This is a genomic window from Neisseria sp. P0006.S004, assembly GCF_051963015.1.
Taxonomy (GTDB): domain Bacteria; phylum Pseudomonadota; class Gammaproteobacteria; order Burkholderiales; family Neisseriaceae; genus Neisseria.
Map to the genome: position 1 here is coordinate 266,201 of NZ_JBQCUS010000003.1, position 23,936 is coordinate 290,136.

25 protein-coding genes are annotated in these 23,936 nt (G+C 50.3%); 11 read left to right on the forward strand and 14 right to left on the reverse strand.

Translation table 11 applies throughout. The annotated features are described in order from the left end of the window. Window positions 1-331: 331 nt before the first annotated feature. From ACTHR2_RS06400 to trkA, 5 genes are all read left to right on the forward strand, one after another. Window positions 332-970 carry a 2Fe-2S iron-sulfur cluster-binding protein gene (locus tag ACTHR2_RS06400; RefSeq protein ID WP_263337056.1) on the forward strand — a complete coding sequence of 213 codons (639 nt, stop codon included), beginning with the start codon at window positions 332-334 and terminating at the stop codon, window positions 968-970. Next, complete coding sequence (locus ACTHR2_RS06405) at window positions 970-2,598, forward strand: FAD-binding protein (protein ID WP_263337059.1); 1,629 nt, start codon at window positions 970-972, stop codon at window positions 2,596-2,598. The genes ACTHR2_RS06400 and ACTHR2_RS06405 overlap by 1 nt, the downstream gene beginning before the upstream one ends. Further along, on the forward strand, window positions 2,595-3,848 hold the full coding sequence (locus ACTHR2_RS06410) for a complex I 51 kDa subunit family protein (protein WP_263337061.1): 1,254 nt from the start codon (window positions 2,595-2,597) through the stop codon (window positions 3,846-3,848). Before ACTHR2_RS06405 ends, ACTHR2_RS06410 begins: the two co-directional genes overlap by 4 nt. Before the next feature lie 212 nt (window positions 3,849-4,060). Continuing rightward, on the forward strand, window positions 4,061-5,512 hold the full coding sequence (locus ACTHR2_RS06415; protein WP_263337064.1) for an anion permease: 1,452 nt from the start codon (window positions 4,061-4,063) through the stop codon (window positions 5,510-5,512). Window positions 5,513-5,606: 94 nt separating this feature from the next. Further along, complete coding sequence (trkA, locus tag ACTHR2_RS06420; RefSeq protein ID WP_263337066.1) at window positions 5,607-7,019, forward strand: Trk system potassium transporter TrkA; 1,413 nt, start codon at window positions 5,607-5,609, stop codon at window positions 7,017-7,019. A gap of 77 nt (window positions 7,020-7,096) precedes the next feature. Here trkA and lgt read toward each other — a convergent pair whose 3' ends face one another. Together lgt and ACTHR2_RS06430 are read right to left on the reverse strand one after the other, a co-directional pair. After that, window positions 7,097-7,957, reverse strand: coding sequence for a prolipoprotein diacylglyceryl transferase (lgt, locus tag ACTHR2_RS06425; RefSeq protein WP_003746206.1), 861 nt, complete (start codon window positions 7,955-7,957; stop codon window positions 7,097-7,099). Window positions 7,958-8,031: 74 nt separating this feature from the next. Next, window positions 8,032-9,162, reverse strand: a complete 1,131-nt coding sequence (locus ACTHR2_RS06430; protein WP_049351776.1) for a M14 family metallopeptidase — start codon at window positions 9,160-9,162, stop codon at window positions 8,032-8,034. 174 nt (window positions 9,163-9,336) lie between these two features. Between ACTHR2_RS06430 and argB the strand changes: the two genes are divergently transcribed. The 5 genes from argB to ACTHR2_RS06455 all read left to right on the forward strand — a co-directional run bounded on the left by argB (window position 9,337) and on the right by ACTHR2_RS06455 (window position 13,483). After that, entirely contained in the window at window positions 9,337-10,224 is an 888-nt protein-coding gene (gene argB, locus ACTHR2_RS06435) for an acetylglutamate kinase (protein WP_263337073.1), read from the forward strand. A 261-nt stretch (window positions 10,225-10,485) separates the two neighbouring features. Beyond that, the gene (eno, locus tag ACTHR2_RS06440; RefSeq protein WP_263337076.1) at window positions 10,486-11,772 is read left to right on the forward strand and encodes a phosphopyruvate hydratase; all 1,287 of its coding nucleotides are present in this window, start codon (window positions 10,486-10,488) and stop codon (window positions 11,770-11,772) included. Between the two features lie 23 nt (window positions 11,773-11,795). Then, entirely contained in the window at window positions 11,796-12,071 is a 276-nt protein-coding gene (gene ftsB / locus ACTHR2_RS06445) for a cell division protein FtsB (RefSeq protein ID WP_003679613.1), read from the forward strand. 101 nt (window positions 12,072-12,172) lie between these two features. Then, complete coding sequence (locus ACTHR2_RS06450) at window positions 12,173-12,664, forward strand: DUF1841 family protein (protein ID WP_263337094.1); 492 nt, start codon at window positions 12,173-12,175, stop codon at window positions 12,662-12,664. Window positions 12,665-12,775: 111 nt separating this feature from the next. Further along, entirely contained in the window at window positions 12,776-13,483 is a 708-nt protein-coding gene (locus tag ACTHR2_RS06455) for an SIMPL domain-containing protein (protein ID WP_263337098.1), read from the forward strand. Window positions 13,484-13,562: 79 nt separating this feature from the next. Here ACTHR2_RS06455 and greB read toward each other — a convergent pair whose 3' ends face one another. The 12 genes from greB to ACTHR2_RS06515 all read right to left on the reverse strand — a co-directional run bounded on the left by greB (window position 13,563) and on the right by ACTHR2_RS06515 (window position 22,794). Then, window positions 13,563-14,054, reverse strand: coding sequence for a transcription elongation factor GreB (gene greB, locus ACTHR2_RS06460; RefSeq protein WP_263337103.1), 492 nt, complete (start codon window positions 14,052-14,054; stop codon window positions 13,563-13,565). A 74-nt stretch (window positions 14,055-14,128) separates the two neighbouring features. After that, a complete protein-coding gene (gene purF / locus ACTHR2_RS06465) occupies window positions 14,129-15,673 on the reverse strand; it encodes an amidophosphoribosyltransferase (RefSeq protein WP_263337106.1) in 1,545 nt (514 codons plus the stop codon). 152 nt (window positions 15,674-15,825) lie between these two features. Continuing rightward, window positions 15,826-16,359: a CvpA family protein gene (locus ACTHR2_RS06470; RefSeq protein ID WP_263337109.1), complete on the reverse strand. Its 534-nt coding sequence runs from the start codon at window positions 16,357-16,359 to the stop codon at window positions 15,826-15,828. Continuing rightward, window positions 16,352-17,497: a cell division protein FtsN gene (ftsN, locus tag ACTHR2_RS06475; protein ID WP_049336513.1), complete on the reverse strand. Its 1,146-nt coding sequence runs from the start codon at window positions 17,495-17,497 to the stop codon at window positions 16,352-16,354. The genes ACTHR2_RS06470 and ftsN overlap by 8 nt, the downstream gene beginning before the upstream one ends. 13 nt (window positions 17,498-17,510) lie before the next feature. Then, window positions 17,511-18,794 carry a bifunctional tetrahydrofolate synthase/dihydrofolate synthase gene (gene folC, locus ACTHR2_RS06480; protein ID WP_263337114.1) on the reverse strand — a complete coding sequence of 428 codons (1,284 nt, stop codon included), beginning with the start codon at window positions 18,792-18,794 and terminating at the stop codon, window positions 17,511-17,513. A gap of 39 nt (window positions 18,795-18,833) precedes the next feature. After that, on the reverse strand, window positions 18,834-19,286 hold the full coding sequence (locus ACTHR2_RS06485; protein ID WP_263337117.1) for a protein YgfX: 453 nt from the start codon (window positions 19,284-19,286) through the stop codon (window positions 18,834-18,836). Window positions 19,287-19,290: 4 nt separating this feature from the next. Then, window positions 19,291-19,650, reverse strand: a complete 360-nt coding sequence (locus ACTHR2_RS06490) for a hypothetical protein (protein WP_003747228.1) — start codon at window positions 19,648-19,650, stop codon at window positions 19,291-19,293. A 63-nt stretch (window positions 19,651-19,713) separates the two neighbouring features. Continuing rightward, the gene (locus tag ACTHR2_RS06495; protein ID WP_003747231.1) at window positions 19,714-20,442 is read right to left on the reverse strand and encodes an amino acid ABC transporter ATP-binding protein; all 729 of its coding nucleotides are present in this window, start codon (window positions 20,440-20,442) and stop codon (window positions 19,714-19,716) included. Next, the gene (locus ACTHR2_RS06500; protein WP_004520147.1) at window positions 20,442-20,765 is read right to left on the reverse strand and encodes a hypothetical protein; all 324 of its coding nucleotides are present in this window, start codon (window positions 20,763-20,765) and stop codon (window positions 20,442-20,444) included. The genes ACTHR2_RS06495 and ACTHR2_RS06500 overlap by 1 nt, the downstream gene beginning before the upstream one ends. 7 nt (window positions 20,766-20,772) lie before the next feature. Continuing rightward, the gene (gene rsmA / locus ACTHR2_RS06505) at window positions 20,773-21,552 is read right to left on the reverse strand and encodes a 16S rRNA (adenine(1518)-N(6)/adenine(1519)-N(6))-dimethyltransferase RsmA (protein ID WP_004520146.1); all 780 of its coding nucleotides are present in this window, start codon (window positions 21,550-21,552) and stop codon (window positions 20,773-20,775) included. An 88-nt stretch (window positions 21,553-21,640) separates the two neighbouring features. Further along, complete coding sequence (locus ACTHR2_RS06510) at window positions 21,641-22,240, reverse strand: Maf family protein (RefSeq protein WP_049336507.1); 600 nt, start codon at window positions 22,238-22,240, stop codon at window positions 21,641-21,643. Window positions 22,241-22,254: 14 nt separating this feature from the next. Beyond that, the gene (locus ACTHR2_RS06515; protein WP_049336505.1) at window positions 22,255-22,794 is read right to left on the reverse strand and encodes a gamma carbonic anhydrase family protein; all 540 of its coding nucleotides are present in this window, start codon (window positions 22,792-22,794) and stop codon (window positions 22,255-22,257) included. 238 nt (window positions 22,795-23,032) lie between these two features. Between ACTHR2_RS06515 and ACTHR2_RS06520 the strand changes: the two genes are divergently transcribed. Then, on the forward strand, window positions 23,033-23,911 hold the full coding sequence (locus ACTHR2_RS06520) for a DMT family transporter (RefSeq protein ID WP_049336504.1): 879 nt from the start codon (window positions 23,033-23,035) through the stop codon (window positions 23,909-23,911). The last annotated feature ends 25 nt before the right edge of the window (window positions 23,912-23,936 follow it).

The following is a 23,936-nucleotide window of genomic DNA, read 5'->3' on the forward strand; positions in this document are numbered from 1 at the left end:
TAATAATGATTTTTACTAGTAAATAGAAGAATATTTTAAAGTTTATAATAAAAAGTAATTTTATTTTACTTTTAAAATCAAATTTTTGTAATAATTTTGTCTAAATAATAGGCATATTTTGTTTACAATCTTTCCTCTATGAAACCTTAGATTGCTCCTATCTTCAAAACTACTAAATTCTGATACACTTCGACTCATAAAGATAAACATTGATTTTAAAAGAATTTCTGAGTAAATCACTTGGATATTTTCTCATACACAACATATGTAATAAAAATACAATTAATCAAATTATCCACTATTCCAACTTCCAATTTCACAGGAACAAACCATGAGTGAAAATTTGTTAACCCTGACCATAGACGGCCATGAAGTTAAAGCTTCCGCCGACTCGTCAATCATCCAAGCCTATGCCCATTCAGGCAATGCGATTACTGCCAATGTCGGCTGTATGGGTCAAGGCGTATGCGGTTCCTGCCGCTGCATGATTCGTAAAGAAGGCGAGCGCGAAGTAACAACTGCACTGGCATGCGAGACCAAAGTCGAAGAAGGCATGCAGGTCAGCTTCTTGGACTACTTCATTCCCGAGCATATCCAATATTACGACGTCAGCGAAATTGGTGATGGCTGGAACTGGTTGGACGATACCGCCAAAGCCTTCCCAGAAGCGCAAAATTGCCGTCATTGCGGCGGCTGTAATCGAGCCTGTCCTAAAGGTTTGCAAGTGGAAAACGGCGTAGCGCAGGTAGTTTCCGGCGATTTCAGTGCGGCTGCGCTGACCTTTGACCAATGCGTGATGTGCAACCTCTGCACCCTCTCCTGCCCTGAACACATCCGTCCGAACCACTTGGGCTTGTTCGCCCGCCGTATGAAAGCGGCGCGCACATTGCGTCCTGTGGATTTGATGCGCCGCCTGCGCGAAATCGACAGCGGCAAAATGAAAGTCGAATTTGAAGAGGAGTCAGTGTAATGGTTAACAAAATCCAAGGCATAGACTACGAAACTGCCCTTGCCAACCTGCGTGCGTCCTCATTGGAGCTGCGCGGCGATTTACCTGAAAAAAACGAATTACTGAGCCAATTTCACCCTGACTATCAGGCAAATGCACGTGTGAAACTGCCTATCGGCCCAAACCAAGGCGATTACTGCCATCCTGATTTGGCCAAACTCTTAATCAGTCAGCCTCTGATTGACGACTATAATTTGTCGGGTGCTGAACACTTGAACACTGACGTATTGGTAATTGGCGGTGGCGGTGCAGGCGCGGCAGCGGCATTGTCTGCGACTGAAGCCGGCGCACGCGTCATCATGGCGAACAAACTGCGTATCGGCGACAGTAATACCGTGATGGCCGAAGGTGGCATTCAAGCTGCGGTCGGCGCGGAAGACAGCCTGCAACAACACTTTGACGACACCATCAAAGGCGGCCACAACGTCGGCAAAAAAGAATTGGTTGCCCAGATGGTTACTGATGCGCCGTCCGCTATCCGCTGGCTGATTGGCTTGGGCATGACTTTCGACCTTGCCAAAGGCGCAGACAGTAATGGCATGTTGAGCCGCAAACGCGCAGGCGGTACGACCGTGCCGCGTATTTTGAGCTACCGCGACTTTACCGGCCTCGAAATGATGCGCGTACTGCGCGAAGCAGTCGAACTCGACGAAAACATCACCCAGCTCAACCGCCACCCCGCCATCGAATTATTGTCGGACGAACACGGACGCTGCGTCGGCGCGATTTTGTACGATTTGGAAAAACGCTCTTTGGTATTGGTTCACGCCAAAGCCGTAGTATTGGCAACCGGCGGCAGCGGACGCCTGCATTTGCAAGGTTTTGCCACTTCCAACCACTATGGCGCGACTGCAGACGGCCTGGTAATGGCTTACCGTATCGGCGCCAAACTGCGCGATGTCGATTCTTTCCAATATCACCCAACCGGCGTTGCCCACCCTCCACACTTGGCAGGCGCGCTGATTTCTGAAGCCGTGCGCTCCGCAGGCACCAAACTGGTCAACGGTTTGGGCGAACGTTTCGTTGACGAATTACAACCGCGCGACGTTGTTGCCGCTGCGATTCTGCGCGAATGCCGCGAAGGCCGCGGCGTGGTGCGCGACGGTCAAGTCGGCGTGTTCCTCGACACCCCGCGCCTGATTGCCAACGACCCCGATGTATTGAACCGTTTGGTAACACTCGGCCACGTCGCCCACAAATGCGGCATCGACCCTGCTGTTGAGCCGATGATGATTCATCCGACCCTGCACTATCAAAACGGCGGCGTAGAAATCAACGGCGACGGCGCGACCTGCGTGGAAGGCCTCTATTGCGCCGGTGAAGTAACCGGCGGCATCCACGGCCGCAACCGCCTGATGGGCAATGCGCTTCTGGACATCATCAGCTTCGGCCGCCGTGCCGGTAAAGCCGCGGCAAATTGTGGCCTGCCGCTGAAAAAAGTACGCGGCGGTGTCGGTCACGTCCACGATCTGCAACGCGAAATGACCCGCGCCGGTCTGACCAGCGACATCAAAGCCCCCGTTTTATATCCCGACTACGGCAAATTCGATTTGCGCGAACACGCCGGTTTGCAGGAGCAACAATCATGAATCAAGCCAATCAAAACTTACTGCATCCTTCCCGCCAAGTCGGCGCAGATTTAGCCGCGTGGCGCAAAGTAGGCGGCGGCGAAGGCTTGCTGGCTGCGCTTGCCGATCCACAAAGCATTGTTTCCAAACTGCAAGATGCCAATCTTTGCGGTATGGGCGGTGCAGGTTTCCCGACTTGGCGCAAATGGGAGGCTGCCGTTGCCGCCCAAAGCAAAAATGGCGACAAATACGTCGTCTGCAATGCCAACGAAGACGAACCGGGTACATTTAAAGACCGTGTACTGCTGGCAAATACGCCGCACCAAGTCATCGAAGGCGTCCTAATTGCCGCCGTTGCCTGCCGTGCCAATAAAGCGATTTTGTACGTCAATCCGCATCAAACCGACTCCATCGCTTCCATCACACCGGCCATTGAGCAATGGAAAAACAGCGATTTGTTTATCCGTATCGAAAACTACTTGGGTAAACCTTTAGACCTGCAACTGGTCGAAACTTCAGGCCGTTATATCGGCGGCGAAGAAACTGCCGTGATTTCATGGCTGGAAGGCGGTTTCCCCTTCCCTCGCCGCAAGCCGCCTTTCCCTGCCGAAAGCGGTGTCAACGGTGAGCCGACCCTTATCAACAATACCGAAACCTTCGCCAATATTCCGCAAATCCTTGCCAAAGGCGCGGAATGGTACAAATCTTTGGGTTTGGGCGATGCGGCCGGTACAAAACTCTACTCGCTCTCCGGCGACGTATTGAATCCGGGCCTGTACGAGCTTCCGATGGGCACGACCCTGCAATCGCTGATTTACGATCACGGCGGCGGTATGCTCGAAGGGCGCACGTTTAAAGCCGTCTTCACCGGCGGCCCGTCAAACACGCTTTTGACCGTAAAAGATTTGGACGTGCCTTTGGACTTCGTTTCCGTACGCGAACGCAAATCCAGCCTCGGTACCGGCGCGATGATTGTGATTTCCGAAGGCACCAGCGTGGTGCGCAAAGTGGCCGAGTATGTGGAATTTTTCGCTTCCAACTCATGCGGTCAATGCCCGCCGTGCAAAGGCGGCACATTCCAGCTTTCCCGCCTGCTCAACCGCGTGGACACCGGCATCGGCACTCCCGACGATCTGCGCGCCCTGCAAAGCCTGTGCCAACTGTTGCCACGAAGCGGTCGTTGCGGTTTGATTGACGGCGCGGTTACCGTGTTGCAAAGCTCGCTGCGCACCTTCCCCGAAGAGTACGGCCTGCCGCAAGAACAGGAATAAAACGGCGTTGTTTTCAGACGGCCTGTTACTGTAAAGGCCGTCTGAAAAACGATACCCTACTCCCATTCTCTTCTTTCCAAGATTGAAGAGAAACCCAATAAGAAAAATACCTTCCGAACCTACCAAAATACGTTCAGACAGGCTTAAGCGACACTCAGGCCGTCTGAAAACCGATTTCCCAATACTTCAATCCTCAAATTAGGAGATTCAACATGGGCTTCAAGCCAATTCCTGCTGCGGTCGCACTTGTGCTGACGCTGCTTATCTGGTTCGTTATCCCCGTTCCTCAAGGCGTATCGCCTGACGCATGGCATCTTTTGGCATTGTTTGTCGGCATCATTGCCGGCATCATCGGCAAAGCCATGCCTATCGGCGCAATGGCGATTTTGGGCATTACCTTGGTTGCACTGACCGGTGTGACCAACGAAAAAGCCGCCGACGCAACCAAAGACGCTCTGAGCAGCCTCAACAACTCGCTCATCTGGATGATTGGTATCGCCATCATCATCTCGCGCGGTTTGTTGAAAACCGGCTTGGGGATGCGTATCGGCTACCTGCTGATCTCCCTTTTCGGCAAACGCACGCTGGGCGTAGGTTACAGCTTGGCATTGGCCGACTTGGTCATCGGTCCGGTAACGCCAAGTAATACCGCGCGCGGCGGTGCAATCGTGCATCCGATTATGAAATCCATTGCCTTAAGCTTCGACTCCGATCCTGAAAAAGGTACGGAAGGCAAAATCGGCAAATACCTTTCACTGGTCAACTTTCACTCCAACGTGATTACCTGTCTGATTTTTATCACTGCCACCGCACCTAATCCGCTGGTAGTCGAATTGGTTGCCAAAGCCACTAATTCGGAAATCCAACTCTCTTGGGGTACTTGGTTCTTGGCGATGGTCGTACCCGGCCTGCTTGCTATGCTACTGATGCCGCTGGTGCTGTATTTCCTGTATCCGCCCGAAATCAAACAAACCCCCAACGCCACTGCATTGGCAAAAGAGCATTTGGCTGCCATGGGGCCGATGAAGCGTGAAGAAAAAATCATGCTGGGCATTTTCCTGGTTCTGCTGCTGTTGTGGGCGGGTATTCCTGAAATGCTATTCGGCGTGAAAGTGGACGCTACCGCCACCACCTTCCTCGGCTTGAGCCTGTGCCTGTTGACCGGCGTACTGACTTGGGAAGATGCGCTAAAAGAAAAAAGCGCGTGGGACACCATTGTTTGGTTTGCTGCCTTGGTTATGATGGCAAACTTCCTCAACAAACTGGGCCTCATCAGCTGGTTATCCGACTCCATGCAAAGCGGTATCGCCCACATGGGCTTGGGTTGGGAAGCCGGTTGTGCCCTGTTGATGCTGGCCTACCTCTACGCCCACTACGTTTTCGCCAGCGGCACGGCACACGTTACCGCCATGTTCGGCGCATTCTACGGCGCAGGCTTGGCCTTGGGTGCACCACCGATGCTGTTTGCCCTGGTTATGGCAGCCGCTACCGGCATCATGATGTCGCTGACCCACTACGCTACCGGTTCTGCACCTGTCATTTACGGCTCCAACTACGTCAACATGACCGAATGGTGGAAAGCCGGCTTCATCATGAGCGTGCTTGAAATCCTGATTTTCGGCACTGTCGGTATCTTGTGGTGGAAAGCCTTGGGCTATTGGTAATCCTTTAGCCGATTGAAAAATCAGGCTGTCTGAAACTCCAATTTCAGACGGCCTTTTGTTACAATTTCATTTTTACCGAACACACTCGATTACCGTGAAAATACTTATTCTCGGCAGCGGCCAAGTCGGCTCGACCGTCGCCCAAAACCTCGCCTCCGTTCCCAGCAACGACGTTACCATCATCGACATCGACGAAAAAGCGCTCAACCGCATCAGCAGCCGCCTCGATGTCCAAACCATCGTCGGCAACGGCGCATCGCCCTTTACCCTCGAACAGGCAGGCGCGGCGGACTCCGACCTCCTGCTTGCCCTGACCCGCAGCGACGAAACCAACATCGTTGCCTCCAAAATCGCCGCCGACCTGTTCAACATCCCCAGCCGCATCGCACGCGTACGCTCAAGCGAATACCTCGAATATCCGGTTGCCGGCAGCGACAACCCCGAAGAAGGCAGCCTCAACATCTTCGGCATTACCGAAACCATCAGCCCCGAACAACTGGTTACCGAACAACTTGTCGGCCTGCTCAACTACACCAGCTCATTGCAGGTACTCAGCTTTGCCAACGACCAAGTCCGCATGGTGATTGTTCAAGCCCGCAAAGGCGGTTTGCTGATCGGCCGTGAAATTGCCGACATCAACCAACACCTGCTCGAAGGCGTGGACTGCCAAATCTGCGCCATCTACCGCAACAACCGCCTGATCGTCCCTACCCCGCAAACCGTCATCATCGAAGGCGATGAAGTCCTGTTTGCCGCCGACATCAACAGCGTGGAAGCCATCATGCGCGAATTGCGTCCGAAAGAAGCGCGTACCCGCCGCATCATGATCGCCGGCGGCGGCAACATCGGCTACCGCCTCGCCAAGCAGCTCGAATCCAAATACGACATCAAAATCATCGAATACAAACCCCACCGCGCCGAATGGCTGGCCGAAAATCTGGACAACACCCTCGTCCTGCAAGGTTCCGCCACCGACGAAACCCTGCTGGATGAAGAATACATCGACGAAATCGACGTCTTCTGCGCGCTGACCAATGATGACGAAAACAACATCATGTCCAGTCTGTTGGCGAAAAACCTTGGCGCCAAACGCGTGATTACCATCGTCAACCGCTCAAGCTACGTCGATTTGCTCGAAGGCAACAAAATCGATATCGTCGTTTCCCCCCACCTGATTACCATCGGCTCCATCCTCGCCCACATCCGCCGTGGCGACGTCGTTGCCGTCCATCCTTTGCGCCGCGGTACAGCCGAAGCTATTGAAGTGGTGGTACACGGCGACAAAAACACTTCCGCCATCGTCGGCCGCCGCATCAGCGGCATCAAATGGCCAAGCGACTGCTACATCGCCGCCATCGTCCGCGGCGCAACCGGCGAGGTCATCATGGGACACCACACCGAAACCATCCTCCAAGACGGCGACCACATTATCTTCTTCGTTTCACGCCGCCGCGTTCTGCCGGAGCTGGAAAAACTCATTCAAGTCAAAATGGGCTTTTTCGGTTAAACCCAAAATCCGTTTGCTTGAAGCGATAAAAAGGCCGTCTGAAAACCTTTTCAGACGGCCTTTATTTCTTGTTTTATTTACGCTTTGGCAACACTGTTTTTACGACCAAACCAAACAAAACCAATCACACCCAATACAATCATCGGCACGCTCAACCATTGACCCATGGACAAACCCAAAGTCAGCAGGCCGAGATAGTCGTCAGGCTGACGGGCAAATTCGGCAATAAAGCGGAACAAACCGTAACCGCCCAAGAACAATGCCGCCGTTTGTCCGGCCGGACGTGGTTTTTTCGAGAAAATCCAAACGATGACAAACAGGCAAATGCCTTCAAGGGCAAACTGGTAAAGCTGAGACGGATGGCGCGGCAGCATGCCGTATTGTTGCAGCCATTCGGCCCACAAAGGATTGTGCGCCGCAGCCTCCGCATCTTCGTAACGCGCTTGCGGAAAACCCATTGCCCAAAAAGCATTGAGTTCGGTCACGCGTCCCCAAAGTTCGCCGTTGATAAAGTTGCCGATACGGCCGGAAGCCAAGCCCAGCGGTACGAGCGGCGCAACGGTATCCATCAATTTCAAGATACTGATGTTGTGCTTGCGGCCAAACAGCCACATGGCAACGACCACGCCCAAGAAGCCGCCGTGAAACGACATACCGCCTTCCCATACTTTGAAAATATCCAACGGGTTGGCAAGATAGTCGGAAAATTTATAAAACAAAACGTAGCCGATACGGCCGCCCAAGATGACGCCCAAGATACCCCAAGTCAGGAAATCGTCGAGTGTTTCTTTGGTAAACACAGAATTGCCCTGCGCAATACGGCGGCGGCCCAAAATCGTAAACAGGATAAAGCCGACGATATAGCTCAAGGCATACCAGCGGATGGCAAGCGGGCCGATGCTGATCAGCACCGGATCAAACTGGGGATGTATCATCATAATGTGTGTTCCTTATCTCAAAGGCCGTCTGAAAGCCTGAACTTTCAGACGGCCTGTATGCGGTGTCGGATGGTTTAACGCAAATCGCCAACCACATTCAAAATAGCAGACAGCATTGCCTCGCCCAAGCGCAGCGAGCGTTGGCCATTCCAGCCGAAATCGTCGTCCGGCAGGTTGGCATTGTCTTTAAACGGCATTTCCAAAGTATAGGCAAGGCAGTTGAAATGATTGCCGACCCAGTTGGTCGCCAAAGTCATGTTTGCCTGACCCGGCGCATCTTTGTCATAGCCGTAATCGTCTTGGAAATCTGGGCTGGCATTGAGCAACGCCAGTTTGAATTGGTCTTCCAAGGCTTCGATGCGCTCGTTGTAGTTCGGCACGCCTTCGGTACCGGCCACAAAGACAAACGGCAGACCTTCATCGCCATGAATATCCAAGAACAAATCCACGCCGGTTTCCATCATTTTTTCGCGGACGGCAAAGACTTCGGGGCTTCGCTCCAAAGTCGGTGTTTCCCATTCGCGGTTGAGGTTGGCGCCGGCGGCATTGGTGCGCAGATTACCCAAAACCGAGCCGTCCGGATTCATATTCGGCACAATGTAGAAAGTCGCGCGGTCAAGCAGCATGCGCGCGGTCGGATCTTGCGGATCAAGCAGACGGCCCAGCAAACCTTCGACAAACCATTCCGCCATGGTTTCGCCCGGATGTTGGCGAGCGATAATCCAAACTTTCATGTCGCTTTCGACTTGGTTGCCGATGGTCAGAAGATTGATGTCGCGGCCTTGAACGGTACTGCCCAAGTCGTCGATACGGCACAAACCGCTTCCCTGAGCATCGCCCAAAAGGTTCAAATGCTGCTCGTGGGAATAAGGCTCGAAATAAGCGTAGTAAACGCTGTTGGACAAAGGCGTATGGTTGATGGTCAACACGCCGTTTTCGTAGCTTGTTGGCACGCGAAACCAATTTTGGCGGTCGTAAGAAGCACAAGCCTGATAGTCCTCCCAGCCCAAAGGATACGCAGCGTCCGCCGCATTTTCAAAATGCATCACGCAGTTTTGATAGGCCGCACCCTGTAAACGGAAGTAAAACCATTGGGCAAACTCCGAAGCATTGTCGGGACGCAGGGCGAGGCGGATATCGGCAGGGTTGCTCAAGTCTTTGACAACGACCGAACCGGCATCGAATTGGGTGCTGATTTTCATCATGGGTATCCTTAGTAATCGGCGAAGAGGCCGAAGCAAACCGTCATTTTACCGTTTGCATGAGGCTGGTTTCAACCATTTAACTGATTTAACAGGATTTCAAGTGCTTGGAAATATTGTTTCAGACGGCCTTTGGGATTAAGATAAAGGCCGAAATCATGAAACAAGGTTGAAACCATGACCCAGCAACAATCTGTCTCCCCTGCCATCAAAGCGCGCGTCCTTGCCGAATCTTTACCTTATATCCGCCGTTTTTCCGGCTCCATCATCGTCATCAAATACGGCGGCAACGCCATGACCGAGTCGGCCTTAAAAGAGGGTTTCGCACGCGATGTCGTCCTGCTCAAACTGATCGGCCTGCATCCCGTCATCGTTCACGGCGGCGGTCCGCAAATCAATGAAATGCTGGAAAAAGTCGGCAAAAAAGGAGAGTTCGTTCAAGGCATGCGCGTGACCGACAGCGAAACCATGGACATCGTAGAAATGGTTTTGGGCGGACACGTTAATAAAGAAATCGTTTCCATGATTACCACCTTCGGCGGTCGCGCCGTCGGCATTACCGGCCGGGACAACCACTTCATCAAAGCAGAAAAACTCCTGATCGACACGCCCGAACAAAAAGGCGTGGACATCGGCCAAGTCGGCACAGTGGCCGATATCGACACCCGTTTGGTGGAAGGTTTGGTCGAGCGCGGCTGCATTCCTGTCATCGCACCCATCGGCGTAGGTCAAAACGGCGAAGCGTTCAACATCAATGCCGACTTGGTTGCCGGCAAACTGGCGGAAAAACTTCAGGCCGAAAAACTGCTGATGATGACCAATATTCCCGGCGTACTGGATAAAGAAGGCAAATTATTGACCACCCTGACGCCAAGCCGCATTGACGAACTGATTGAAGACGGCACGCTGTACGGCGGTATGCTGCCTAAAATTGCCTCTGCCGTCGAAGCCGCCAAAAGCGGCGTCAAAGCCACGCATATCATAGACGGCCGCGTTCCAAACGCCCTGCTCTTGGAAGTGCTGACCGATGACGGCGTAGGCTCGATGATTTTGGGAGCAGGCTAATCTGGTTTTCAGACGGCCTTATGCCTTATTTAATCAGCTTTTCACCCTAAAAAGGGTAAAAAATGTTACACTATACGGCTTATGTTTGTTTGAACGATATTGACGTGAAACAAACTTACAGTCGGTTTCATACCGACTCCGATGCCATACTTGGCAAAGACGGTATAATGTCTGCATTCATCAGACTTTGGCAATCATCCTTAAGGCCGTCTGAAACGTAACAAAGCTACTTTTCTTTTACTATCCTATTTGGAGATATTCATGAGCGCAATCGTTGATATTTTTGCACGCGAAATTTTGGACTCCCGCGGCAACCCTACTGTAGAGTGTGACGTATTGTTGGAATCCGGCGTCATGGGACGCGCAGCCGTACCTAGCGGCGCATCAACCGGCCAAAAAGAAGCTTTGGAACTGCGTGACGGCGACAAATCCCGTTACTTGGGCAAAGGCGTATTGAAAGCCGTTGACCACGTAAACAACCAAATCGCGCAAGCCCTCATCGGTATCGATGCCAACGAACAATCTTATATCGACCAAATCATGATCGAATTGGACGGTACTGAAAACAAAGGCAACTTGGGTGCCAACGCCACTTTGGCCGTTTCTATGGCCGTAGCACGCGCAGCCGCTGAAGATGCAGGCCTGCCTCTGTATCGTTACTTGGGCGGCGCAGGCCCAATGGCTCTGCCTGCTCCAATGATGAACGTTATCAACGGCGGCGAACATGCCAACAACAGCCTGAACATCCAAGAATTCATGATTATGCCTGTCGGCGCAAAATCTTTCCGCGAAGCCCTGCGTTGCGGCGCCGAAATCTTCCACGCACTGAAAAAACTGTGTGATGCCAAAGGCTTCCCAACCACCGTGGGCGACGAAGGCGGTTTCGCACCTAACTTGAACAGCCACAAAGAAGCCCTGCAACTGATCGTAGAAGCCACTGAAGCCGCAGGCTACAAAGCAGGCGAAGACGTATTGTTCGCCCTGGACTGCGCATCCAGCGAGTTCTATAAAGACGGTCAATATCATCTGGAAGCCGAAGGCCGCTCTTACACCAGCGCAGAATTTGCCGAATACTTGGAAGGCCTGGTTAACGAATTCCCAATCATTTCCATCGAAGACGGCATGGACGAAAACGACTGGGAAGGCTGGAAACTGCTGACCGAAAAATTGGGCAAAAAAGTTCAATTGGTCGGCGACGACTTGTTCGTAACCAATCCAAAAATCTTGGCCGAAGGCATCGAAAAAGGCGTGGCAAACGCATTGCTGGTTAAAGTCAACCAAATCGGTACATTGAGCGAAACCCTGCAAGCCGTTGACTTGGCCAAACGCAACCGCTACGCAAGCGTAATGAGCCACCGTTCCGGTGAAACCGAAGACAGCACTATTGCCGACTTGGCAGTTGCCACCAACTGTATGCAAATCAAAACCGGCTCCCTGTCCCGTTCCGACCGCATGGCGAAATACAACCAATTGTTGCGCATTGAAGAAGAATTGGCCGAAGCCGCCTACTACCCTGGCAAAGCCGCATTCTACCAACTGGGCAAATAAGCAAAATATAGGATATTGATTGTATGAAGTGGGTAACTTTTGTTTTAACCTTCGCACTTTTGTGCTGTCAGTACAGCCTTTGGTTCGGTAAAGGCAGTGTCGGGCATACGGAAGAATTGCAGGAGCAGCTCGTCCGTCAGGAGGAAAAAAACCAAACGCTCACTTTACGCAACAATTTCCTCAATGCGGAAGTTGAAGATTTGGCACACGGACAAGAGGCTATCGCCGAAATTGCCCGCGTCGAATTGGGCTATGTCCAAGACGGCGAAGTGTATTACCGAATCATCGACCGCCGCTAAACCCTGCAAAACAAAGGCCGTCTGAAAACATGTTTTTCAGACGGCCTTTTTTATCGCAATCGCTATATAATCACATATCCCAAAATCAAATCACACCCATCATGTATGACGTAAACACCCACGATGTCCGCCGATTCTTTGCCCACGTCTGGCAACACAGGCTCGCACCGCTCCAATTGGACGGCCTGCAACAAAAAGCTTTGCGCATTATCGAAGCCCATCCCGAATACGGACACTATCTCGAAGACATCGAACAATATTTAGATAAAGAATGGTTGCCCGAAGACGGAGAAAGCAACCCATTCCTGCATATGTCGCTACACCTTTCCCTGCAAGAGCAAAGTGCCATTGACCAGCCCCCGGGCATCCGTGCCATCCACCATCAACTTTGCGCCCGTTACAACGGCGACTGGGTCAAAGCCGAACACGATATGATGGAAGCCTTGGCAGAAACCATCTGGGAGGCGCAACGCTACGGACGAGGCCTTGATGTCAATGCCTACATGACTCGCTTACGGAAATTGGTCGGCTTAGGCCAAGAAGGAAAAGCCCGCCTCAATCCCCATGAGGTCGGCTTGATGGACACAAAGTAACTTATTTTCAGACGGCCTCAACCCATACAAATCCTTACGCTTGCCAAAGCCAACATTTCCATCTTTCATGCTAAATTACTTTTTTAAAATCCGCATCACAAGGAAAACAAAATGCTCCGCCCAACCCTTACCGCCCTACTCCTAGCCGCCTCCCTGCCCATTGCAGCAGAAAGCCTCAACTACAACATCGTTGAATTTTCCGAATCCGCGAATATGGAAGTGCCGCGGGACACCATGACCGCGCATTTCAGCGTCAACGCAGAAGGTAAAGACCGTCAAGCCGTCAACCAAGCCTTCATGAAGAAATTCAACCAGTTCAACAAAATCTCCCAAAACAGCAAATTTAAAGCCGAGCTGATGGAGCGCAACGCATCCCCGCGCTATCAATACACCAACGGCAAACGCACCCAAACCGGCTGGGAAGAACACGCCTACTTCAAAGTAGAAAGCAAAGACTTTGAAGCACTCAACCGCCTGATTGCCGACAGCATCAATATCGCCGTTTTGGAAAGCTCCTCATTTTCCGTATCCAAAGAAAAACGCGAAGAAACCGTCGACCAACTGAGCAAAGCCGTCATCCTGCGCTTCAAAGACCGCGCCCAAAATCTCGCCCAAACGCTCGGCTTCTCCAGCTACAAAATCGTTAAACTCAACTTAGGCCATATCGGCAACCGCCAAGTCGGCGGCAACTTTGCACACGCCAAAATGCTGCGTGCAATCCCTGCTGCAGAAGTGGCTGCAGGAATAGAAGATGGCATACCTGCTTCCCCCGGTTCGGAAGAGATCAGCCTGACCGTCAACGGCTCGGTGCAAATGTAGGATTTTCTTTGAAATCATTTTAAAGGCCGTCTGAAAGTATATTTTTCAGACGGCCTTTATAGTTTTTATTCACGCATAATCAGTCAATCTTAATATATTCCACCGACAGAATCTCTATAACCTCACGCCCTTCCGGTGTATTCAAGACAACTTCATCGCCTTCGCGTGCTTTAATCAGGCTGCGTGCCAAAGGGGAAATCCATGAGATTTTATTTTTAGCGGTATCGATTTCATCTACACCGACGATTTTGACGGTTTGTTCACGACCGTCTCCGCGCAATAAATCAACGGTGGCGCTGAAAAAAACCTGGTCCGTGGCTTCGCGCGCTTCAGGGTCGACGACAACGGCTGCTTCCAAGCGTTTGGTTAGGAAGCGGATACGGCGGTCGATTTCGCGCATACGGCGTTTGCCGTAAAGATAGTCGCCATTTTCGCTGCGGTCGCCATTGCTTGCCGCCCAGTTAACGATTTGGACGATTTCCGGGCGTTCTTTGTTGACCAGATGATAAAGTTCGTCTTTCAATGCCTGCCAGCCAGTAGGCGTGATGTAATTTTTGGTTTCGGTACTCATGATGTGTCTAAAACATAATTAAAGGCCGTCTGAACGTTAATTTTCAGACGGCCTTTATTGTAAGTCAATTTACTTTATTCTTCATCATCGCTATCGCTGATACTGATGCTGTGTTCCATTTTACTTGGATGTACTTTCAAGCCGCCACAACCTGATTTTTCGGTAGAGAGACGGTTCAGATATGCTTCATCGATATCGCCTGTTTGATAAACACCGTTAAAGCATGAAGAATCAAAGGATTCAATTTTTGAATTGAGTGCTTTGACTACTGCTTCCAAGTCTTCTAAGTTTTGGAAGACGATGCCATCCGCGCCAATTTCGGTTGCTATTTCTGCTGCGCTGCGGCCGTTTGCAATCAGTTCTTCACGGGTCGGCATATCGATGCCGTACACATTCGGATAGCGTACTTCAGGAGCGGCAGAAGCAATGTAGACTTTGCGTGCACCTGCCGCGCGTACCATTTCGACGATTTCACGGCTGGTCGTACCGCGTACAATGGAATCATCCACCAATAAAACGCTTTTGCCGTTAAACTCGGTTTCCATCGGGCTGAGTTTTTGGCGTACTGATTTTTTGCGTGTTGCTTGGCCAGGCATAATAAAGGTGCGGCCAATGTAGCGGTTTTTAATCAGACCTTCGCGGTAAGGTTTTTCGAGATGAACGGCAAGCTCCATCGCGCTGGGTCGGCTGGTATCGGGAATCGGCATCACGACATCGATATCATCGACAGGCAGCTCGCGTTTGATTTTTTCTGCCAAAGATACGCCCATATCCATACGGGACTGATAAACGGAAACGCCATCGATGACGGAGTCTGGGCGGGCAAAATAAACATATTCAAAAAGACAAGGGCTTAATTTGGCTTTCTCGCTGCATTGACGGGAAATAATCGTGCCGTCAAAACCAATAAATACGGCTTCGCCCGGCTGGATATCGCGTTCCAAATCATAGGCAAGTGCATTAAAGGCAACGGATTCGGAGGCAACAGCATACGATTTTTTGCCGGATTCATCGGTTTGCGAACCCAAAACCAACGGACGGATACCGAAAGGATCTCGGAAAGCCAGCATGCCGTATCCTGCAATCATGGCTACAACACCGTATGCGCCGCGCACCAAACGGTGCACTTCGGAAACGGCGTTGAAAATATTGTCGATGGTAAGTTGATAAGGGGCTGTATTTTTAGAGACTTCGCGGCGTAATTCGTGTGCGAATACATTGAGTAGGACTTCAGAATCGGAGCTGGTATTAACGTGGCGCAGGTGTTTGTTGCATACGTTTTCATAGAGCTCTTCGGTATTGGTCAGATTACCATTGTGTGCCAAAACAATGCCGAATGGGGAGCTGACATAAAACGGCTGGGCTTCTGCACTGCTGCCCGCATTGCCTGCAGTCGGATAGCGGACATGTGCAATGCCTGCATTACCGACCAAGTCGCGCATATTACGGGTACGGAACACTTCGCGCACCATGCCTTTGCCCTTGTGCATATGAAATATATTGCCTTCGGCAGTAACAATACCTGCTGCGTCCTGACCACGGTGTTGCAACATCTGCAAACCATCATACAACATCTGATTGACCGGCTCATGACTAACCAAACCTAATACACCACACATATCGTGCTTCTCCGAGTTTGAAGATTAAATGGGTAAGCTGTCATTATAAAATAATTTAGATGAGTTTGCTCGAATTGTTGACAATATGATGTCAAATTTACGCAAATAAAAACGGATTCAGACGACCCATAGGCCGTCTGAATCCGTCAAACTCAATCATCCAATTCTTCAACTTCAGCTGCTTTACCCGAAAGATGCGGCATTGCGGTATCTTTTCCAGGCAGATAAGGCATCGCAGCATCGGCAAGTGATTCAAAATACGGAATCGTATGCGAGCTTTGCCACTCTTCCGTTTTCGGCAAATCAGTGTGTGAAAAAACCATCACTGCCAGTGTCACTAAAATCACACCTTTCACAGCACCGAATACGCCGCCAAGCAAACGGTTGATGCTTCCTAAACCAACGGCAGACATCAAACTGCTCAACAGCGATCGTGCCAGTTTCTGCAACAGCCATGCCAGAAAAAACACAGCGGCAAAACCCATGGCAACCGCCAAGGAATGCGGTTCAACCGATTTAAAGACCACATCGGCAAACGGCACAGCGAGCGTTCGGGCTGCAATGAACGATACCACCCACGCCACCATCGCCCCTGCTTCCGCAATAATACCCCGTGTCAACGAGACAATGATGCAGATGACGATGACGGCGGCAGCCAATAAATCGGCAACAGGCAAATTACTCACTGGTCACCTGACCGGCAATGCCATGTACACGCAATTTGTTCAAATCGCGCTCTGCATCGCGTGCATTTTTATAACTGGCTGATTTCACGCGATACACCTTACCTTTATCGGTCATCACTTCAGTAATGGTCGAATCGATACCTGCGGCTTTCATTTTACGTTGCAGGCTTTGTGCGCGTTCTTTTTCAGCATAACCAGCCTGAATAGCGGCCTTTTTAGCAGGTTTAGCTTCTGCTTTTTCTTTTTCAGCTTTAGGTTTGGCTTTTTCAGACGGCTTCTCGGCAGTTTTTACCTTATCGGCTTTTTCTGCTTTGGCCGTTTCTGGTTTAGCTTTTTCATTTTTTGGTTTTTCAACTTTGGCTTCTGCTTTCTTAGTAGGTTCGGCCTTGTCTTTTACGCTGTCTTTGCTGTTTTTGGCAGATTTACGCTCGGCAATGGCTTTCTCTGCTTTTTCCAATTGTGCTAATTTATTGCGTTCAGCAGCAGCTTCACGCTCTGCTTTTTCAGCACGCGCTTGAAGTGCACGTTTTTTAGCAGCCAATGCGTTTTCTTTTTCATCCGCTTCCTGTTGGGCTTGTGCCTTGCGTGCCGCAGCACGTTGTTCTGCCTGGCGTTGGCGGCGTTCTTCGGCTCGGCGCTCCGCAGCTTCGCGTTTGGCGGCCTCAGCTCGTTGAATACGCTCAGACTCTTCCAAACCTTTAATATTGCCGTCATCCAAAGTATCATTAATCAAAACCAACGGTTCGCCGACATCTTCGGGAGCAGACTCACGGTTTGGCTTCAATACTTCAACCGGCGCATTGTCTTCTTCGTCGCCGGCATTTTGAGGTTTGCTTTGCGCTTCGGCATCCGCATGGCGGGCTGCTTCTTCAGCCATCGCAACATCCTCTTTATTCGGCTCTAAAACAACGGCCTTGCTCGGCTCATCAGCCGTTTTGACTTGGCTCTGACCGACAGGTGCTTCTTTAAACGGTGAATTTTTATCGTCGCCGGAAGTCAGTGCCAGACCGAACAGCATACCCGATGCCACCACCAAGCCGGAGGCTAAGACCAAGCGACGGCGGTTGCGACGTTTGAGTTGTTCGTAACCGTCTAAATCGTATCCGTTTGGAGTTTCTTTTTGTTTATTGTCGGACATGATAATTTCCTCGTTAGTGTTCTTTCAAAACAGCCATTACATCGGCAACAGTATGGAATGAGCCGAAAACAACGATTCTATCATTTTCGGTTGCTTTAGCCAAAGCAGCGCGGTAGGCAGCAGCGACAGTTTCAAAAACATTTACATTGTCGATGCCGTGTTCAGCCAGTTTGGCCTGCAAAGCCTCTATCGTCATACCGCGCGGTACATCTAAAGGCGCGATGTTCCACTCGTCAAACTGATCTTTAACGATTTCCAGCACGCCATCAATATCTTTGTCGGACAACATACTGAATACAGCAGTACGTTTTTGGGCAAAGGCAAGGTTAATCAGACTGCGGCGCAAAGCACGGGCTGCGTGCGGATTGTGGCCGACATCCAAAACCACCAGCGGACGGCCGGGCAAAACTTGGAAACGTCCAGGATTCTCAACCAACAGCAAACCGCGTTTAATCGCGCCGATATCAACCGGCAATTGTTCGTTCAAACATTCCAACACAGTCAATGCACATGCGGCATTAGACAACTGATAGGCACCGCGCAAAGCAGGAAACGGCAAGGAATTGCGGTTACGGCTTTGGCCGTCTGAAGATTGCGGATGGAAGCGGTAGTTCCACTGTACGCTTTCCATTGACGCAAAATCAAAATCTCGCTGAACCATCAACAGTTTTGCGCCAATTTCTTCTGCGTGTTTGACCAATGATTCAGGCGCAGGATTCTGACCGCATACGACAGGTTTGCCGCTACGGAACACTCCGGCTTTTTCAAAACCGACCTGCTCGACAGTATCACCCAAAAATGCCTGATGGTCCAAATCCACGCTGGTAACAACCGAGCAGTCGCCATCGAATACGTTCACAGCATCCAATCGTCCGCCCAAACCAACTTCCAAAATCATTACGTCCACATTTTCACGCATGAAAATATCGACGGCCGCCAAAGCATTAAACTCAAAATACGTCAGCGAAATTTCGCCGCGCGCCGCTTCGATACGCTCAAATGAGGAAACAATCAATTCATCTGAAACCGGCTGAGTGTTGATGGCGATTCGTTCGTTGTAACGCAGAAGATGAGGACTGGTCAGCGTACCGACTTTAAAACCGGCTTCTTTATAAATATGCGACAAATAGGCACATACGGAACCTTTGCCATTGGTACCCGCCACCACCACGACAGGACATTGCGGCACCAAATTCATGCGTTTTTTCACTTCTCCCACGCGTTCCAAACCCATATCAATAAGGCCGGAACTATGGGCAGTCTCCAAATGAGAAAGCCAGTCTTGTAATGTTTTCATTAGTATTTATCGCTTCAAAAGGCCGTCTGAAACAGCCGTTTAATCCATATCTGCTGCAAGTTCTGCTTTGTCTTCTTTTTCACGGCACCAGCGCGCCCACACTTTCAGACGGCGGTAGGCATCGCGGTCGGCCATATCGGGCAAGATGCAGTGTTTGATCATTTTTCCGTCAACATTCCATTGCAAAAACAAAGCATAAACCGTCAACATACTGCTGTCTTGCAAAACCGCGCTTCTTCCCTCTTCCTCGTCATTCAAGTAAACCGTCGCACGGTATTGGCGGTCGATGATGATTTTTCTGACCGAATTTTGAGCATGAAAATTAACGCTGTGCCATGCATAGGCAAAACTGCCGGCCAATGCCGCCAAACCCAACCACATCATCCAGCCGTAAAACTCGGCAAGGCATAAGGCCAACGCCGAAAGGTGTAAGAAAACAATCAGAATTTTCAAAGAACGCGAGGGCTTTAAGGCCGTCTGAAAACTTCTCACGGCTTTACATCATATTGTCGAAAACAGGCGTAATGTTCAATTCCGCCTCTTCCATATCCAAAACCATATCGTGGATTTCGGTATCGAAAAATTCCCAAAAAGCCTTCAAGCTCATGTCTTGCGGCCATTTGCTTTTATCAATGTCCCAGCCTGCCAATTCGGCTTCAAAAATCTGCTGGTAGCGTTCGTCAAAATAAGAAATGACGGATTCGGGTTCGTCAAATTGCGGCACAAGGAATACGGAGCAGTTGGTGCGCAGTTGCTCGACGGTCAAGTCGGGCATATTTTCATCGGCGGATTTCAGCCATTCCAAAAAACGGGCGGTCGGCTTCAGCACAACAGCAGTACGGTCAACAAAATACATTATTTTCAACTTTCAAAATCATTCAAACCGATCATGCCGTCTGAAATTTCAGACGACCCGAGTTTAATGTGTCATCACCTGTTGCAGGAATTGTTTGGCACGCTCGTGTTTCGGATTGGTAAAAAATTCTTCCGGCGTTTCGTCTTCCAAAATCTGGCCTTTATCGACAAAAATCACACGGTCGGCGACTTCGCGCGCAAAACCCATTTCATGGGTTACACACATCATGGTCATGCCGCTTTCCGCCAAGTCTTTCATCACTTTCAATACTTCGCCGACCATTTCAGGGTCAAGCGCAGAAGTCGGCTCGTCAAACAACATCACGCGCGGCTCCATCGCCAAACCGCGTGCAATCGCCACACGCTGCTGCTGACCGCCGGAAAGCTGACCGGGCAGCGCATCTTTTTTATGCGCCAAGCCGACACGTTCCAAAAGCTCCATCGCTTTCTTTTCCGCCTCTTCACGGCTTTGGTTTTTCACTTTCATCGGAGAAAGAATAATATTTTCCAAGACAGTCAAATGCGGATACAGATTGAACCCTTGGAACACAAAGCCCACTTCTTCGCGCACTTTGTTCAAATCGGTTTTCGGATCGGCAACATTGATGCCGTCCACCCAAATCTCGCCGCTTTCAATGCGCTCGAGTTGGTTTACCGTACGAATCAGCGTAGATTTGCCACTACCTGAAGGGCCGCATACAACGACCACTTCGCCTTGTTTGACTTCCAGATTCACGCCGTTGATAACGTGCAAATCTTTAAAATGTTTGTGTACATTTTTGAATTTAATCATTATTTCTTTCCAAACTGCCAAAATTTTCGGGGCTTAAGTTTCGCTTGCCGCTGCCAAAGCAAAGGAATGGCCGTTTCAAGCCAAAAACGGCAGCTGACTATGCCGTCGGAGGTTCCACCTTGATTGTACCGATTGACTTTAAATTGCTCTTCCCTATCGAGACGATGCCCGGTCAATACCCAAACTGCGCCGATAATTGCCGCTTCAAAACGGTGCCGCTCAGGCGGCATATCCTTACCGGAAAAATACTGCGCCAACTTGCGCCACAAATATGAATTACCTAGAAACCCCCATTGAATAGGAGGTTGCTTAAAAATTGCCATCACTGTTTCAGACGGCCTTTTGAACCAGATAATTGCTCAATGCCACATATTTTTCAGCGGCAATGTGTTCTGCCCTGTCCTGCGGATTGATGCCGACTGCCTGCAAATCATCATCGCCGGCAAGTTCCTTCAAATTATTGCGTATGGTTTTGCGGCGTTGATGGAAAGCCAGTTTCACCAGTTTGGCAAAATGTTCAAAATCTTCCGCTTTACCAATGCGGTGTTTCACCGGAATCATGCGCACGACGGCCGAATCTACTTTCGGCGCAGGATCAAAGGATTCAGGCGGTACTTCAATCAACATTTCCATATCGAAGAAATATTGCAGCATTACGCCCAGACGGCCATAGTCGTTGGTTTTCGGCTGCGCCACCATGCGTTCGACCACTTCTTTTTGCAGCATAAAGTGCATATCGATCACATCGTCTGCCACTTCGCTCAATCGGAACAAAAGCGGCGTGGAAATATTGTACGGCAGGTTGCCGACAATTTTTTTCTTGCCTTCAATGCTGTTAAAATCAAACTGTAATACATCGCCTTCGTGTATCACCAATTTGTCTGCAAACGGCAAGGTTTTCAGACGGCGTACGATGTCGCGGTCGATTTCGCAAACATGCAGGCGGTTGAGTTTTTTCGCCAAAGGCTCGGTAATGGCTGCCAAGCCCGGGCCGATTTCAATCACGATATCATCGGGCTGCGGTCTGACCGCATTGACAATATCGCTAATAATCCGCGTATCCTGCAAAAAATTCTGCCCGAAGCGTTTCCGGGCCTTATGTTCTTTCATATCTTTCTTCAAGCAAGCTGTTTAAGGCAGTATTGTAACTGAAACAGGCGTTTTTGTCGGCACGCTTTCAGACGGCATTTGCCTAATTTTAAGCAAACGGCGGCGCTTCCAAACCCAAAGATTTCAGTAGTTGCGCGGTCTCATAAACCGGCAAACCCATCACGCCGGTAAAACTGCCCTGCAAATGCTCGACAAATACGCCGCCCAAGCCCTGAATCCCATACGCACCGGCTTTGTCCATCGGCTCGCCGCTGGCAACATAGGCTGCAATCTCCTCAGCCGTCAACGTTTTAAAGCGCACTTCGCTCGTCTGCACCACATCATGGCGCACGCCTCGCCAGTAAACGCATACAGCCGTCAGCACTTGATGCGTCCGTCCGGACAAGCGTTCCAGCATATCGACCGCATCCGCCTCGGATTCCGGTTTACCCAAAATAGCCGCACCATCCGCCACCGTCGTATCCGCCGTTAATACAGCAAACTCAGGCTCTTGATCATGAGCAGTAAACCATTGCGCTACCGCTACCTGATTTTTCTCGCAGGCCATACGGCGCACATACTCTACTGCGGCTTCGCCTTCTTTGGGGGTTTCATCAATATCCGCAGGAAGGCGGCGTACCGTGAAACCTAAATTCTCCAAAATCTCACGACGGCGCGGACTGCCCGAGGCCAGATAAATTGCGTTCATTGTATTGAACTTCCTTATTTTGAAATTTTATGCTGTCCGAACAGGCGGACATAATGCGCAGCCGAATACGTCAAAAATGCCTTTTCCTCATCCGTCAGCGGACGCACTTGTCTCACAGGCGAGCCGACGTATAAAAAACCGCTTTCCAATCGCTTGCGCGGCGGCACCAAACTGCCCGCGCCTATCATCACATCATCTTCGACAACCGTATCGTCCAAAATAATTGAACCCATGCCCACCAAAACACGATTTCCAATTCGGCAGCCATGCAGCATGACCTTATGCCCAATCGTCACATCATCGCCGATAATCAGGGGCGAACCGTCAGGCTTCGCCGCATTCTTATGCGACACATGCAAAACGCTGCCATCCTGCACATTGCTGCGCTTACCGATAGAGATACTGTTCACATCGCCGCGCAATACAGCATAAGGCCAAATCGATACATCTTCCGCCAGCGACACTTCGCCAATCACTACCGAAGTCTCATCTACAAAACAAGACTCATCAACCGACGGCACATAATCCAAAAACGCACGAATAGGGTTTGCCATTTCCAATAATCCTTTTCTCAAAACCAAAACTGATCAGGCCGTCTGAAAACACGGCGTAAAACGATTTTATACTACAACAATACGAAATCAAGCCAGAAAATCATCAAAAGGCCGTCTGAAACAGTTTTCAGACGGCCTTTCATCATAAACCCTTTATCTTGGCTTACCACTATTTATCATTAACGCCTCATCTGTCTTTTATGGAATAATCGTCTTCATTTAATTCTTGGAGAAGCCGATGAACACACGTTCAGGAAATTATGCAGCGCCCCTGCTAGTCGTCGGCTGCGTCGTCTTCGGCTTGGGCAGTTTGATCGTCAAATTTGTCGATGTCGGCTCTTACGCCATCGCATTCTGGCGCTTGCTGATCGCCGCCCCTATATTCTTCCTGCTCGGGCGTTTTTTCAGACAAAAAATGCCCACGAAAAGAAAAACAGTTGGCTACGCAGTCTTATCCGGCGTTTTCCTCGCATTCGACCTCGCTCTGTGGCATGAAAGCATTCACGCCGTAGGCCCCGGCATTTCCACCTTGCTCAACAGCCTGCAGATTTTCTTTTTAGCCGCCATCGGCTTCTTCTTTTATTCGGAACGTCTAAGCGCCCTGCAAATTTTAAGTTTGATATTGGCTACCATAGGCGTAGCCTTAATCGGCAGCCCAGAATTCGGTCATAACAACAATGCCGCATGGGGATTTGTCAGCGGCGTAGTGTCCGGTGCTATGCTGGCCCTGTCTATGGTTTTCGTACGCAAAACCCATGAACAGGAAAAAGTCGGTTTGTTTCCACTGATGATGATTTTAAGCTTTGGCGGCGCAATGGCGCTGGTCATCCCATCTCTGCTATTCGATGCCGCCCATCTTTACCCCAAAACTTTAAACGATGTGATTCTAGTCTCCATCTACGGCATCGTTATGCAATGCTTTGCTTGGGCATTGATTGCTTACGCCATCCCGCTTTTATCCTTGTCACTGACCGGCCTACTACTGCTCTCCGAACCAGTTGCCGCCATGTTGATCGATTATTTCTGGCTAGATAAACCGATTAACGCCGTCCAATGGAGCGGCGCTACTTTGACTTTATTGGCGATTTATTTAGGTTCGTTAAAAGACAAAAAATAGATACCAAAAAGGCCGTCTGAAAAAT